This is a genomic window from Bradyrhizobium sp. AS23.2, from assembly GCF_001908185.1.
Classification (GTDB): domain Bacteria; phylum Pseudomonadota; class Alphaproteobacteria; order Rhizobiales; family Xanthobacteraceae; genus Bradyrhizobium.
On the sequence record NZ_LGHM01000084.1, the window covers coordinates 1 to 14,980 of the forward strand.

The following is a 14,980-nucleotide window of genomic DNA, read 5'->3' on the forward strand; positions in this document are numbered from 1 at the left end:
TTCTTCGGACTATGTCTTCGGGCTTTGCTGAGTAGGATGCGAGTCCGCCCGATCTGACAAATGACGCTGTTGGAGAAAAGGCGCCCATTTTATATTTGAGGGCAAGTTGGACCGTTGCATCCCGGGGCAAGGTCGGCTGGACCACAACTGTCTTTTCGCCAAGGTTGTGCATCGATTCAAAGGCGCCCGCCAACTCCATTGGTTCACCAATCGTTATGACGGAAAGTTTCGCTCCCAAGACTCTCGCCGCAGCCTCAAGCTGGCGAATAAACGTTGGCGTGAAGGGATCATCCCTGTTTGCCAGTACACTGACGCTGCCCAGCTCTCCTAAAATGTCCCTGGCGAGTTCAAGAGTCTTTGCTGAACTCTCGTCGGTAGTCGCCGAGGTCCCGGTAACGTTTCCGCCAGGGCGGGAAAGACTTGCGACCAACCCTGTCCCGACAGGATCCGCGACGCCCATCATGACTATTGGAATGCTCTTTGTTGCCAACCGCGCAGCCACAGCGGCCGGCGTCGGATATGCTACAATCACGTCGACCGGTGTTCGTGCCAATTCAGTAGCCATCGTCTCGACTTCGCGTTGATCGAGCGAAGATGACCTAAATTGCACTTCGTAGTGAGTGCTGCCGGTTCTGGACGCTTGGCTGAACGCCGACTCTAGTAACGCGCGATACGGCTCCGCATTGGCATAACTCAGGACGCCGACTTTAACGGCCCTCGCTTCGGCCGTGCACGTCGAGTAACCAAGAATGAGAAGTCCGATCATGTTGATCAATATACGACTATTAGGTGACATGCCGATTCCAGTTTAGAGGCGTGCATCAAACTCCTTGTAACTTATAACCGTCTATTTGACGCCTCAGATAAGTTCCGCTTTGGGTCTTGGCTGTGTGAAAACGCCAAGACACTTGAGCGCGATAGAAGAAGTTATTCGTCCAAGACCAATTCAGCGCGAAAGCCCGCAAGCGCCTTCAACTTAGACGACCAACTGAAGAATGCAATTCTAGTCGTGTTTCGATCCTTCGCGTTTTTACACAGCCAGGGTCATAAGCCGCCGGTGACAGCTAGGCCTGGCGACTTCCGGTTTGTGCTCGGAGTACGATGATCCGCGGTCCAGGCGCGAATGCCAATGGGCCGGGGCCATCTAAATGATCAGCTGCCGTGCCGCGGCCGTGATCATCACCAGGCCGCCGGTGATCACGGCAACGTCGAGGATCGCGGTGTGGATGTGCAGCGGCATCCGCTCGACGAAAGCCTTTGCGAGGAACGCGCCGGGAATGGCGATGGCTCCGATCAACAGCGCAAAGGCCAGCACCTGAGCTGTCACGGCGCCGGCAAGGCCGAACACCGATATCTTGATCAGGCCGGTGCCGAGCGAGATCATCGCATCGGTCGCGATCACCGCGGCGCCTTCGAGCCCCGCTGCCATCAGCAGCGAGAGCAGGATCACGCCGGAGCCGGACGTGCCGCCGACCAGCACGCCGTAGCCGACCGAACCTGCCGCCAGGCCGGTGTCCCCGATCTTGACCTGGCGGCGGCGGAGCACGCGGCGCAGCGGCACGCTCAGGATCAGCATGGTGCCGATCACGAGCGCCGCGCCGGCATTGGTGAGGCGCGTGTAGCCGTAGGCGCCGAGCGCGGTCGTCAGCGCCGCGCAGGCGAGCACGATCAGCGCCCGGCGGCGGTCGGCATAGCGCAGATAGGCAATCGCGCGGCTGAGATTGGTGAAGATCGCGGAGATCGCGATGATCGGCACCACGGGCTCGGCGCCGACGAGCGGCACCAGCACCAGGGGCATCAAGGCTCCGGTGCCGTAGCCGGCGAGACCACCGATGATCGAAGCAAACAACGCCATCAACGCGACCAGCAGGAGCTGGAAGATCGAGATGTCGGCGAAGCCTGAGACGATGGTCAATTTTTCTGATCGCGGCTGACGCGTGCCGCAGCTTGATCGGCGATGGAGGCGAGCGTGGCTTCCTCTAGTGGAAAATCCGCCGCAAGCCAAGCGTCCTCGGCGAGCGGCTCTGCTCGGGATTCCTTCAAGCAGCCTGTCGCCGGATGGAGCGCCGTTTTTCGATCGCCCTGGGCGAGTCAAAACCGGAAGTTCATCCCCATACGAACGATGTCGTAGGCGTTGCTGAACTTGACATTGACGAAGCCATTGCCGGTCGCCGGGCTTTGCACCGTCAGCTTCACGTTCTGGTCGCGAAGGTCGATGTGCAGGTATTCGGTCTTGATGGTGACGTTCGGGAGCACCGCATATTCAAGGCCGGCACCGGCTGTCCAGCCGACCGAGGTCTGTGACGAGGAGCCCGCGAGGCAGGTCGTGAAGCCGGGACAGATAATCTTTGTGACGAATCCAGCGTCGACGGTCCCGCCCAACGGACCAATGATCGAGATGGCAGCCTGTCCCTTCGTTCCACCATAGGCGAGGCCGCCTGTGCCGAAAGCGAGGAAGCGGTCGCTCAACAAGTAGCCGATCCGGCCGCGTAGGGTGCCGAACCAGTCAAGTTGATGGGAAGAGGCGGCCGAGAGAGGAGTGCCGCCGGTCGAGGGTTCCTCGAAAAGCGCGCGGCCTTTCACGTTTGCGTATTGCAGATCGGCTTCGAAACCAGTGACCCAGCTGCGCTCGATCTGCCAGTTGTAGCCGATCTGTCCGCCACCGGTGAAGCCGGACGCGCGCAGAGATTGCCGATAGGCCGGATGGTTCACGGCCGTTTCTTCGGTCGCCTGCAAAGAAGCTATCGCCAGCGCGTCGGTAAACACGGTGCCTGCACCGATCAGCGGATCTGCAGCAACATCGCCGGTGTAAGCCGCGCTCTTGTCTTGCCAACCGTAGCCGGCATTCACGCCACCGTACCATCCGGTCCAGTTGTAGACGGGGACCGGCTTTGCCTTCACCGGCAGGTCGGCAGCCAATGCTGGCGACAGCATCATGCCTGAAACGACAGCACCGGCAGCGATCAATCTTCTCATGCTTAAAACACCCAATAAGTCCGTCTTTCGGAATGACTACCGAGTCGCGCTCAGGTCGTCTTGTCCGCGAAGGTGCTGGAGTTGATCGAAACGGTACGGCAACGGGATCGCTGGCGAATGTGGTTTCGGCGCAACGCTCGGCAGCGGCAGATTTGACCTATCCGGCGCTGAACTTGACCTGGGATGCACAGCGGTCTGCTTTTGCGTCACTTCGGTGGAAAGGCGGGTGGATGCCCTTCGCGCAATGGTTGTGATACGAATGGGAACCGGCGCGCGAGGATCATGGACAGACATGCCGAAGATAGAGTTTTCATCGGACCAGCTTCCATCCCACCTGAATGATAGGGCCCGATTCCGCCTGTGGCACGACATATGGATGGAACAGCTCGGCAATGCGGACATGAAGCACGCCGAGGACAGGCCATTCTATACCGCGTCGAAGAATGTTCTGCTTGGCGAGTTGAGCGTCAGCCGGTTTGCCACGACCACGGGGCACTACGTGCGCACACGCAAGCACGTGGCCAATGATCGCGACGATATTCTCGTCGGCTTTTATCGCAGCCCCCAGCCGCAGTTATGGACGGCGGGAAACCAGGGGTTTGAGCTGAGGCAGGGAAGTGTCATCGCCTTCAACATCGCCCAACCGGTTTCGAGCTTTACGAATGGCCTCACGGCGTGGAATTTAGCATCCATACCTCGTGCGCAAGTTCTGAAGCTTGTTCCGCATGCCGACAATCGTTCGGCAATGTTGCTTGACCCGACCAATCCGGCGGTAAGGCATCTCGAGCGCACCATCAATTTTCTCCTTGAAGCTGATGAAGTCTACGAAGACCCGGAGTTGACGCGGCGCGCCAAGGCCATGCTCGGAGACTTGATCGTGTTGGCGCTCGGCGCGCGCGGCGAAGTCGCGGAGATTGCGGCGGAACGCGGCTTGCGCGCCGCGCGGCAGCGCGAGCTGATCGCGATCATTGAGAAGCGCTTCGCCGAGCCGTCTCTGTCGATCACGACCATCGCGGATGCTCTCAATCTGTCGCGTCGCTATGTGAGCGATTTGCTGCTCGAAAGCGGCGCGACATTCTCCGAGCGCGTACTTGAACTGCGCTTGCAGAAGGCGCGGGCAATGCTGTCGGACGTTCGCTACGACGACACGAAGGTGAGTGACATCGCCTTTGCCTGCGGCTTCAATGAAGTGACCTACTTCAATCGCCGCTTCCGCGTTCACCTCGGCTGCTCACCGACGCAATATCGAATGGGAACGAACCAGAGCGATGCATGATTGGATTTTCCAGCCGGGCACTGGCCCGACGTTTTCTCGCAAGTTAGCAAACAAAACCATCAACGCGACCAGCAGGAGCTGAAAAATCGAGATGTCGACGAAGCCTGAGACGATGGTCACGTTTTCTGATCGCGGCTGACGCGTGCCGCAGCTTGATCGGCGATGGAAGCGAGCGCGGCTTCCTCCAGTGGAAAATCCGCCGCGAGCCAAGCGTCCTCGGCGAGCGTCAACACATGTCCGAGCGCGGGCCCTTCCGCCATTCCGCGCGCGATGAAGTCGGCCGCCTTGAGCGGAAATTTCGGCGCGGTCCAGCGCTGCGGCAACCCGGCAAGCTGGCGCCATCGCAGAGAGCTGACGTCGCCGCCGGCCCGCGCCCAGGCCAGCAACACACGCTCGTGATAGCGCTCCACACCGAGACGGTACAGAAGCCGCCGCGCATGGGCCTCGTCCGTGTTGGCAAACCGCCACCAGCGGTGCCCCATCGAATCCAGCGCCTTGACTTCGGCATTGGAGAGCCTCAAGCGCGCGGCGACGCGCTTGGCATCTTCGGTCACGGCAACCGTCAACGCCGCCAGGCGCCGCGTGCTACTTGCCTGCAGGCCGAGCTCGCGCTCGATCGCGATCATCGTCGTGAGGGGCCCGGTATAAGCAACGCCGCCGATCAGCGCTTGCAGCAATCCGCCCTCGGTCATTGCCAGCACGGCTGCGGATGCACCGCCGGCCACCAGCAGCTTCAGCATTTCCATGCGAACCCGCTCGGCCGACAGGCTCGCAAGGCCCGCACGTCCCCGGATGCAGGCGAGATAGCCGTCACGGTCGGGCATCCCGGCGCCGAAGGCGGCGTGAATGCGGAAGAAGCGCAGGATTCGCAGATAATCCTCGGCGATGCGCTGGTCGGCGTCGCCGATGAAGCGCACGCGCCGCGCGGCGGCGTCTGCGATCCCGCCGACATGGTCGTAGACGATGCCGGCCGCATCGACCGACAAGCCGTTCATGGTGAAGTCGCGCCGCTCGGCGTCCTTCACCCAATCGCGGCCGAACGCGACCTTGGCCTTGCGGCCGAACGTCTCGGTGTCCTCGCGCAGCGTCGTGACTTCGTAGGGCTGGCCGTCGATGACCAGCGTGACGGTGCCGTGGTCGACGCCGGTCGGCACGCTCTTGATGCCGGCGCTCTTGGCGCGCCGCATCACCTCCTCCGGCAGGGCCGTGGTCGCGATGTCGATGTCTCCGGGCGCAAGATCGAGAAGCGCATTGCGCACGGCGCCGCCGACCACCCGCGCCTCCTCGCCGTCCGCGTTGAGCAATTGCAGGACGCGCGCGGTCCCGCCTGAGGTCAGCCAGGGCGCATCTGCGAGTAACGGCTGCGCGCTCATCGTCCGGCCCCTATTTTTCCACGCCCGGCACGAGCTTGCCGTTCTCGATATGGGCGGGAACGTAGGTCGAATCCGGCGCAGCTCCGGAGAAATGCGCGAACCCGATCAGGCCCGCGATCACCAGAACGAGCGCAGCCAGGACGAGGCGAGCGACGAGGTAGATCGGCCAAGAGGATCGCGCGAACAGGCCGGAACGGCTGGCGGCCAGGAACAGCGCATAGACGGCAAAGGGGATGAGGAAGATTCCGATCTCGGTCAGAACCGGCCGGATCATGATGAATAGATCCGCTCATAAAGCACACGCAGCATTCCGGCCGTCGCCCCCCAGATGTAGCGCTCCGCGAACGGCATCGCGTAATAAAACCGCTCCATGCCGCGGAATTCCTTGCTGTGCATCTGATGGTTGGCCGGGTTCATCAGGAAGGATAGCGGCACCTCGAAGGCATCATCAACCTCGGAGTGGTTGATCGTGAGTTCGAAGCCGGGCCGAACCTTGGCGAGCGTCGGCAGGATGCGAAAGCCGAAGGCGGTGCCGTAGAGATCGAGATAGCCGATCGGCTCGACGAAGTCGCGCAACAGCCCGACTTCCTCCTCGGCCTCGCGCAGCGCCGCATCGAGCGGGGAGGAGTCGGTCACCTCGATCTTGCCGCCGGGAAAGGCGATCTGGCCGGCGTGGTCGTTGAGATGCGCCGAGCGCTGCGTCAGCAGGATGGTCGGCTCGGGACGGTCGACCACCGCGATCAGGACCGCAGCCGGCCGCACCGGCTGCTCGCGCGCGACGATCTCGAGCATCTTGTCGGTGCCGGGATCGCCCGAGGCCGGTATGATGTTCGGATCAAACAGGCCGGGCGGAACGTCGAAGCCAAGCCTCGCCCTGGAGCGGGCGAAAAAATCGGCCGCGCCGACCGCGACGGGATCGCTTTTCAGGATAGGCTTGTTCAAAGCGCGGCCCTCACCTGCTCCGCATCGGCCATGGCGAAGAATTCGCCGGCCGACTCGACGCCAAACATCGGCTGGCCATCGACCATCCGCTCCTCACCCATGTCAACCAGATCGTAATAGAGCGCGCGGGTGACCTTGGCCCAGAGATCGGCCCGGACATGCAGATAAGGCGTCAGTCCGCCGTCTTTTGCCTGCTCGAACCGGAGCCGGTGCGCGGCATCGCAGGTGACCCAGTCGTCGACATTGGTGCGGAAGCGCAGCACGCGATGGTTGCCCTCCCCGTCCTTCAGCATCTCGACCGCCATAAAGGGCGCGTCGTCGACACGAATGCCGACCTTCTCCACAGGGGTGACGAGGAAGTGCTTGTCGCCCTCGCGCTTCAGGATGGTCGAGAACAGGCGGACCAAGGCGTGACGGCCGATTGGCGTGCCCATGTAGAACCAAGTACCGTCGGAGGCGATTCGGATGTCGAGATCGCCGCAAAACGGCGGATTCCACAGATGCACCGGAGGCAGCCCTTTCCTGGCGCCTTCGGCATTGGCTGCACTTTTGGCGGCGGCCGTCAGTCCCTCGAGACCTCGATCGGCGCTCTGCCCTTGGTTCGCCATGGTTTGCCCTGACTTTGTCCTTTGGCACGGTTGGTGCAGGTCTACGTTGTAGTTAGGTGTACGGTTCCACCCCGGAAAAGCCCGGTATGGAGGTCGCCACTTCGTGATGCCGTACATAACCCGAAGCCGATAAGGTGGGGATAGTTTAATTCAACGAATACATGGCCTTCGTGCAAGTCTAGCATAGGGCCCATGTCATAGGTCCATGTGTTGACTTGACGACGTGATGGCGTGACGACGCAAGCAAGCCGCGTGGCAGGCTGAAGGAGCTAACGGATGGCGGAGAGTGTCGAGAAACTCGAGGACGGGATCGTCCGTTCGGCCGAGCAGGTGTCGAACCAGGTTCGCGCGGCGAAGGACGCGATCGCGTCCGTCATCTTCGGCCAGGACCGCGTCATCGAGAACACGCTGGTCACCATCCTCTCCGGCGGCCATGCGCTCCTGATCGGCGTGCCGGGCCTCGCCAAGACCAAGCTGGTCGAGACGCTCGGCGTCACGCTGGGCCTGGATGCCAAACGCATCCAGTTCACGCCCGACCTGATGCCGTCGGACATTCTCGGCGCCGAAGTGCTCGACGAGAGCACCGCGGGCAAGCGTGCCTTCCGCTTCATTGCCGGTCCGGTGTTCGCGCAGCTGCTGATGGCCGACGAGATCAACCGCGCCAGCCCGCGCACGCAGTCGGCTCTGCTCCAGGCGATGCAGGAGCAGCACATCACCGTTGCCGGCGCACGCCACGACCTGCCGAAGCCGTTCCACGTGCTCGCGACCCAGAACCCGCTGGAGCAGGAAGGCACCTATCCGCTGCCCGAAGCGCAGCTCGACCGCTTCCTGATGGAGATCGACGTCGACTATCCCGATCGCGACGCCGAGCGCCGCATCCTGTTCGAGACCACCGGCGTCGAGGAGACGCTGGCCAAGGGATCGATGTCGGCGGACGCGCTGATCACTGCGCAGCGGCTGGTCCGCCGCCTGCCGGTCGGCGATTCCGTGGTTGAGGCAATCCTGTCGCTGGTGCGTTCGGCCCGTCCGGGTCCGGAGAGCGGCGAAGTCGGCAAGTTCATCGCCTGGGGCCCGGGCCCGCGCGCCAGCCAATCCCTGATGCTCGCGGTGCGCGCACACGCGCTGATCGACGGACGCCTGGCGCCCTCGATCGACGACGTGCTCGACCTCGCCGAGCCCATCCTGAAGCATCGCATGGCGCTGACCTTCCAGGCACGCGCCGAAGGCCGCACGATTCCGGAGGTGATCCGGCAGTTGAAGACACGGATCGGTTGATGGCCGTAGAGAACGGGCACACAGCGAAGGAGATCATTGCGATCCGACGTGCCGATGGCGAAAGCCGTACGCTCGCCGCTTCGCTGCCGCGCCTGGTGCTCGAGGCCCGCCGCATCGCCGCCAACGTCATCCACGGCCTGCACGGCCGGCGCCGCGCCGGCTCCGGCGAAAGTTTCTGGCAGTACCGCCGCTTTGTCTCGGGCGAGCCGGCGCAGAACGTCGACTGGCGCCGCTCGGCGCGCGACGACCATCTCTATGTCCGCGAGCAGGAATGGGAGGCCGCGCACACGGTCTGGATCTGGCCCGACCGCTCGCCCTCGATGGCCTTCGCTTCGAAAACCGCGCGCGAATCCAAGCTCGAGCGCACGCTGATCGTCGCCTTCGCGCTGGCCGAATTGCTGGTGTCGGGCGGCGAACGCGTCGGCGTCCCCGGGCTGATGGCGCCGACCGCGAGCCGCAGCGTGATCGACAAGATGGCGCAGGCGATGCTGCATGACGATGCCGAGCGGCTGAGCCTGCCGCCGTCCTTCGTGCCCTCGGCGCTCGCCGAGACGATCGTGCTGTCGGATTTCTGGTCACCGATCGCGGAGATCAGGGCGACGCTCGCGGGCCTGTCCGGCTCCGGCGCGCATGGCGCGATGGTGCAGATCGTCGATCCCGCCGAGGAGACGTTTCCTTATTCCGGCCGCGTCGAGTTCGTCGAGCCGGAAGGGTTCGGCGTGATCACCGCCGGCCGCGCCGAGAGCTGGGCGCAGGACTACACGGCGCGGCTCGCGCTGCACCGTGACCAGATCCGCGCCGAGACCTCCAGGCTCGACTGGCTGTTCACGACCCATGCGACCGACCGCTCCGCCGCCGAGCTGCTGCTGTTCCTGCATGCCGGCATGCAGGTGAGCAAATCGGGCGCCCGCACGACGACGATCAAGGCAGGGCCGGCCGCATGATGGGACTGCCGCTCGCCTTCACCGAACCGCTGCTGCTGATCGGCCTCGTCAGCCTCCCCGTGCTGTGGTGGCTGCTCCGCGTGATGCCGCCGCGGCCGCGCCGGATCGAATTTCCGCCGACGCGCCTGCTTTTCGACATCGCTCCAAGGGAAGAGACGCCCTCGCGGACGCCGTGGTGGCTGACCGCATTGCGCCTGCTCGCCGCGGCACTGGTGATCTTCGCCGCCGCCGGCCCGATCTGGAATCCGCAGACAGGGCTTGCCGGCAGCAAGGCGCCGCTGCTGATCATGTTCGACGACGGCTGGAGCGCCGCATCGAACTGGGACGTCAGGATCAGGGCGGCCGACGAGCTGATCGCCAATGCCGACAACGACCGCCGCGCGATCGCGCTGGTACCGCTGTCCGAGCCCAGCCGCGACATCACCCTGATGCCGGCGGGCGCCGCGCGCGTGGCGCTGCGGCAGCTTGCGCCAAAAGCCTATTCGATCGAGCGCGTCGAAACCCTCGCCGCGGTCGACCGCTTCCTCAAGGCCACCGGCGATTGCGAGATCGCCTGGCTGTCGGACGGCGTCGACACCGGCCGCGGTGAGGAATTCGTGCAAGCCCTTGGCAAGACCATCGGCGACCGGAGCCTGACGGTGTTCGAGGGCGGCACCTCCTCTCCCCTGGCACTCGTCGCGGCCGAGAACGCCGCCGCCAAGATGACGGTGAAGGTGCTGCGCACCGACAGCGGCATCGCCGTCGGCACCGTGCGCGCGCTGGACCAGAAGGCTTCGCCGATCGGAGAAGCGCGTTATTCGTTCGGCCCGCAGGATAAGGAAACCGAAGCATCGTTCGATCTGCCGGTCGAGCTGCGCAACGACATCGCGCGGCTCGAGATCAGCGGCGAGCGCTCCGCCGGCGCGGTGCAGCTGCTCGACAAGCGCTGGCGCCGCCGCGCGATCGGCATCGTCTCGGGCTCGACCAGCGAGACCGCGCAGCCGCTGCTGGCGCCGACCTTCTATCTCACCCGCGCGCTGGCGCCGTTCGCCGATGTGCGGCTCGCCGACAAGGCTTCGCCGCAGCAGGGCATCACCCAGTTCCTCGACCAGAAGCTGCCGATGATTATCCTTGCCGATGTCGGCACCATCGCGCCCGAGCTGCGCGAGCGTCTCAATGCCTGGATCGACCAGGGCGGCGTGCTGGTGCGGTTCGCCGGTCCCCGCCTGGCGCAGGCCGAAGACGATCTCGTGCCGGTCAAGCTGCGCAAGGGCGGCCGCACGCTCGGCGGCAGCCTGACCTGGGAGAAGCCGCAGCATCTCGCCGCTTTCGCCGCCGACGGTCCGTTTGCAGGCGTCGCTGTCCCCAAGGATGTCACTGTGAGCCGCCAGGTCCTGGCCGAGCCCGACGCGGTGCTCGCCACCAAGAGCTGGGCATCGCTGGAAGACGGTACGCCGCTGGTGACCGGCGAGCATCGCGGCAAGGGCCTGGTCAGCCTGTTCCACGTCAGCGCCGACATGCGCTGGTCGGATTTGCCGATGTCGGGCACCTTCGTCGAAATGCTTAGGCGCGTCGTCGACATGTCCGGCTACACCGCCAAGCCCGGCGCCGGGGTTGCCGCCGAAGCGACCGCCGAGACGGTGGCGCCGCTGCACATCCTCGACGGCTTCGGCGCCTTTGGCCCGCCGCCGGCCACCGCAAAGCCGCTGCCCGCGGATTATCGCGACCGCGCCACACCCGATCATCCGCCGGGCTTCTATGGTCCGGCAGAAGGACCGCTTGCCGTGAATACGCTCGCCGCCGCTGACCGCATCGCTGCACTGAACACCGCGAGCCTGCGCGCCCGGCATGCGACCTACACCAATGCCGAACCGCGCGATCTGCGCGGCTGGCTGCTGTCGACGGCGCTCGCGCTGTTCCTGGTCGACGCTATCATCGTCGCACTGCTCGGCGGCGGGATCGCCGCGCTGCTGCGCCGCCGCGCCGCGCCCGCAATGATCGTCCTCGCCGTCGTGCTCGCAGGCCTCGCACCGCTTTCGCCGACGCCCTCGCGCGCCGACAGCGCCGCGGACGAATTCGCGATGAAGGCGACGTCGCAGACCCGCCTCGCCTATGTCATCACCGGCAATGCCGACGTCGATTCCATCGTCAAGGCCGGCATGAGCGGACTGACGCTGTTCCTGGCGCAGCGCACCGCGCTGGAGGCCGGCGATCCCGTCGGCATCGATCCCGCGCGCGACGAGCTCGCCTTCTTCCCGCTTATCTACTGGCCGATCGTGCCCGGCGCGCCTAAGCCACCGCAGGACGCCATCAACAAGATCGACGCCTACATGAAGCAGGGCGGCACCGTGCTGTTCGACACCCGCGACGCGGTCGAAGCGCCGCCCGGCGAGAACCGCGCCTCGCAGACGCCGGGCATGCAGGCCTTGCGCGAAATCCTGTCCTCGCTCGACGTCCCCGAGCTCGAGCCGGTGCCGCGCGAACACGTGCTGACCAAGACCTTCTACCTGCTGCGCGACTTTCCCGGCCGCTTCAACACCGGCCAGACCTGGGTCGAGACCTTGCCGCGCGACGAAGACGACGACAGCGCACAGCGGCCGGCACGCGGCGGCGACGGCGTCTCGCCGATCATCATCAGCTCGAACGACCTCGCCGGCGCCTGGGCCGTGCGCGCCGACGGCCAGTACATGCTGCCGGTGACCAGCGGCGACACCCGCCAGCGCGAGTTCGCCTACCGCGCCGGCGCCAACATCGTGATGTACACGCTGACCGGCAACTACAAGGCCGACCAGGTGCACGCACCGGCCCTGATCGAACGTCTCGGGCAATAGGATCGACATGAATTACGGCATTGCGTTCACGCCGCTTGTTCCCGCGATCGTCCTGTGGCTCGCGCTCGCCGCGATCGTCGTCACCGCGATCGTGCTGCTGGTTGCGCGTTCGCGCGGTGCTGCCGTGCGCGTCGCCGCGCTGGCGCTGTTCCTGCTGGCGCTCGCCAATCCCTCCTTCACCCGCGAGGACCGCGACCCCCTCACCTCGGTCGCCGCCGTCGTCGTCGACAAGAGTCCGAGCCAGAATTTCGGCAATCGCACCCGTGAGGCCGCGCAGGCGCAGGAAGCGCTGGTCGACAACCTGAAGAAGATCAAGGGGCTCGAGGTCCGCGTCGTCGACGCCGGACAGGCCGATGGCGAAACCGACGGCACAAGACTGTTCGGCGCCCTCGCCTCGGCTTTGTCGGACGTGCCGGTCGACCGCGTCGCCGGCGCATTCCTGATCACCGACGGCCGCGTTCATGACATCCCCGCCAACGCCGCCGCGCTGGGCTTCCAGGCGCCGGTGCATGCGCTCATCACCGGGCAGAAGGGCGAGCGCGACCGCCGCATCGCGATCACGGCGGCGCCGCGCTTCGGCATCGTCGGGCAGACCCAGACCATAACCTACCGTCTCGACGACCAGGGCGTCTCCGGCGAGCGCGCCAAGGTCACGATCCGCAGGGACGGCGAAGTCATCAACGAGCGCACGCTGTCGAGCGGCCAGACCGCAAGCGTCGACGTCGACATCAAGCATGCCGGCCCGAACATCGTCGAGATCGAGGCCTCGCCGCTGGAGAAAGAGCTGACGCCGGTGAACAACCGCGCCGTCGTCGCCATCGACGGCGTGCGCGACAAGCTGCGCGTGCTCCTGGTCTCGGGCGAGCCGCATTCCGGCGAGCGCACCTGGCGCAACCTCTTGAAGTCCGACGCCAGCGTCGACCTCGTTCACTTCACCATTCTGCGTCCACCGGAGAAGCAGGACGGCACGCCGATCAACGAACTCTCGCTGATCGCGTTTCCGACCCGCGAGCTGTTCCAGCAGCACATCAACGAATTCCAGCTGATCATCTTCGACCGCTACGCCCGCCAGGGCGTGCTGCCGATCGCCTATTTCGACAACATCGCGCGCTATGTGCGCTCGGGCGGTGCGGTGCTGGTCGCGGCCGGTCCCGACTACGCATCCAACACCAGCATCTGGCGCACGCCGCTGGATTCGGTGCTGCCGGCAGAACCCGTCGGCGTGACCGAAAAGCCGTTCTATGCGCATCTGTCGGATATCGGCAAACGTCACCCGGTCACACGCGGGCTGGAAGGGTCCGCGAGCGAGCCGCCGCATTGGAGCCGGTTCTTCCGCACCGTCGACACCCGCAATGCCGTCAACCCGCCGGTGATGACGGGCGTGGACGGCAAGCCGCTGCTATTCCTGTCGCGCTTCGGCGAAGGCCGCGTCGCGCTGCTGCTCTCCGACCACATCTGGCTGTGGGCGCGCGGCTACGAGGGCGGCGGCCCGCATCTCGATCTGTTGCGGCGGATGTCGCACTGGCTGATGAAGCAGCCCGACCTCGACGAGGAAGCGCTGCGCCTGCAGGTGCAAGGCAAGGATCTCGTGGTGGTGCGCCAGACCATGTCGGACAGCGTCCAGCCGGTCAGCGTGACCTCGCCGTCGGGCGTGTCGCATGACCTGACGCTCAGCCCCGGCGACCCCGGCGAGTGGCGCGCGAGAGTGCCGGCGGACGAGCTCGGCCTGTGGCAGGCCACCGACGGCACGCTGAAGGCGTTGATCAATGTCGGCCCGACCAATCCGAAGGAGTTTTCGGAAGTCACCTCGACCACCGACACCCTGAAGCCGCTGACGCAGGCAACCGGCGGCGACGCCGTGCGCGTGGTCAACGGTTCCAGCGTCGAGCTGCCGCGCATCGTGCCGTCGCGCTCGACCAGCGTCTTCCATGGCGACGGCTGGATGGGCGTCAGGATGCGCGACGCCAGCGTCGTGAAGGGCGTCGGCGTGCTGCCGATCTTCGCCGGCCTGATCGGCCTGCTGCTGCTGCTCGGCGCATTCGCCGCGACCTGGGTTCGCGAAGGCCGCTAGAGCCATTTCCGTTCCGATGGAATCGGAACGGGGCTCTAGATACTAGTTTTGACGCGTTTTCTTTACGCGAACCGGTATCCACTTCGCTCGAAAACACTCTAGTTGCAGGAACGACACATCGGACCGGCTGCCCGCGCCGGCCGGTCGGCCCGCGGTTGACATCCGTTCATACTTCCTGCGATGTTACATTATAACATCGCGATGCCGGGAATTGGGGCCTCGCGATGCGGGGTGCGTCGGATGAAGTGGTTCCGCTCGAATATCAGGCACGGCGCTCGGCTCGCGCTGTTCGCGATGCTGGTGCAGTTCGCGCTGACATTCGGCCACAGCCACTGGTTCGCCCAGGCGGCCCCCCTCGCTCAATCCGCGCTCCAGCAGGCTGACACCAGCAAGAGCATTGCTGCAACCGACCGCGCAACGGTCCAGAAGCAATCGCCTGCGGGGCCGGAGCGGGAGCAGCCGGGCGAGGACAATTGCGCGATCTGCGCCGTCGTCGCGATGGCGGGGACGGTCGTGTTCGCGACGCCGCCTCTGCTGCAGCTGCCGCAGGCGATCGAGCTGCTCTACCGCACCACCGACGCCGAATTCATCCATCTGAAATCGGCCGGCACGGCGTTCCAGCCCCGCGCCCCTCCCGCGTCCTGACCTCCAACGCTTGATCACGCCCGGTTCGCCGCGCCAAAGGCGCGGACGATCGCCCGGGAG

The 14,980-nt window shown here is 65.1% G+C and carries 13 protein-coding genes; 6 read left to right on the top strand and 7 right to left on the bottom strand.

Going from position 1 to position 14,980, the window contains the following annotated elements; all coding sequences use genetic code 11:
* The 3 genes from AC630_RS18625 to AC630_RS18635 form a co-directional block, all read right to left on the bottom strand.
* The coding region (locus AC630_RS18625) for an ABC transporter substrate-binding protein (protein ID WP_208867027.1) at positions 1-796 on the bottom strand (796 nt) is incomplete at its 3' end.
* A 348-nt stretch (positions 797-1,144) separates the two neighbouring features.
* A complete protein-coding gene (locus AC630_RS18630) occupies positions 1,145-1,915 on the bottom strand; it encodes a sulfite exporter TauE/SafE family protein (protein WP_074119948.1) in 771 nt (256 codons plus the stop codon).
* Positions 1,916-2,091: 176 nt separating this feature from the next.
* Positions 2,092-2,967, bottom strand: coding sequence for an outer membrane protein (locus AC630_RS18635; RefSeq protein WP_167561237.1), 876 nt, complete (start codon positions 2,965-2,967; stop codon positions 2,092-2,094).
* A 385-nt stretch (positions 2,968-3,352) separates the two neighbouring features.
* Between AC630_RS18635 and AC630_RS18640 the strand changes: the two genes are divergently transcribed.
* On the top strand, positions 3,353-4,252 hold the full coding sequence (locus tag AC630_RS18640) for an AraC family transcriptional regulator (RefSeq protein ID WP_074119950.1): 900 nt from the start codon (positions 3,353-3,355) through the stop codon (positions 4,250-4,252).
* A gap of 116 nt (positions 4,253-4,368) precedes the next feature.
* Here the strand turns inward: AC630_RS18640 and AC630_RS18645 are convergent, their stop codons facing one another.
* From AC630_RS18645 to AC630_RS18660, 4 genes are read right to left on the bottom strand one after another with little or no spacing between them, the layout of a single operon-like run.
* On the bottom strand, positions 4,369-5,625 hold the full coding sequence (locus tag AC630_RS18645; RefSeq protein ID WP_074119951.1) for a CCA tRNA nucleotidyltransferase: 1,257 nt from the start codon (positions 5,623-5,625) through the stop codon (positions 4,369-4,371).
* A 10-nt stretch (positions 5,626-5,635) separates the two neighbouring features.
* On the bottom strand, positions 5,636-5,899 hold the full coding sequence (locus tag AC630_RS18650; protein WP_074119952.1) for a DUF6111 family protein: 264 nt from the start codon (positions 5,897-5,899) through the stop codon (positions 5,636-5,638).
* Entirely contained in the window at positions 5,896-6,567 is a 672-nt protein-coding gene (locus tag AC630_RS18655; protein ID WP_074119953.1) for a CoA pyrophosphatase, read from the bottom strand. Before AC630_RS18655 ends, AC630_RS18650 begins: the two co-directional genes overlap by 4 nt.
* On the bottom strand, positions 6,564-7,175 hold the full coding sequence (locus AC630_RS18660; RefSeq protein WP_074119954.1) for a DUF1285 domain-containing protein: 612 nt from the start codon (positions 7,173-7,175) through the stop codon (positions 6,564-6,566). Before AC630_RS18660 ends, AC630_RS18655 begins: the two co-directional genes overlap by 4 nt.
* Positions 7,176-7,451: 276 nt before the next feature.
* On the opposite strand from AC630_RS18660, the gene AC630_RS18665 reads away from it, so the two are divergent.
* The 5 genes from AC630_RS18665 (at position 7,452) to AC630_RS18685 (ending at position 14,920) form a co-directional block, all read left to right on the top strand.
* Positions 7,452-8,450, top strand: coding sequence for an AAA family ATPase (locus tag AC630_RS18665; RefSeq protein WP_074119955.1), 999 nt, complete (start codon positions 7,452-7,454; stop codon positions 8,448-8,450).
* Positions 8,450-9,394, top strand: a complete 945-nt coding sequence (locus AC630_RS18670) for a DUF58 domain-containing protein (RefSeq protein ID WP_074119956.1) — start codon at positions 8,450-8,452, stop codon at positions 9,392-9,394. Before AC630_RS18665 ends, AC630_RS18670 begins: the two co-directional genes overlap by 1 nt.
* Positions 9,391-12,204, top strand: coding sequence for a DUF4159 domain-containing protein (locus AC630_RS18675; protein WP_074119957.1), 2,814 nt, complete (start codon positions 9,391-9,393; stop codon positions 12,202-12,204). Before AC630_RS18670 ends, AC630_RS18675 begins: the two co-directional genes overlap by 4 nt.
* A 7-nt stretch (positions 12,205-12,211) precedes the next feature.
* Positions 12,212-14,275, top strand: coding sequence for a hypothetical protein (locus tag AC630_RS18680; RefSeq protein WP_074119958.1), 2,064 nt, complete (start codon positions 12,212-12,214; stop codon positions 14,273-14,275).
* A gap of 240 nt (positions 14,276-14,515) precedes the next feature.
* Positions 14,516-14,920, top strand: coding sequence for a DUF2946 domain-containing protein (locus tag AC630_RS18685; protein ID WP_074119959.1), 405 nt, complete (start codon positions 14,516-14,518; stop codon positions 14,918-14,920).
* Positions 14,921-14,980 lie beyond the last annotated feature (60 nt).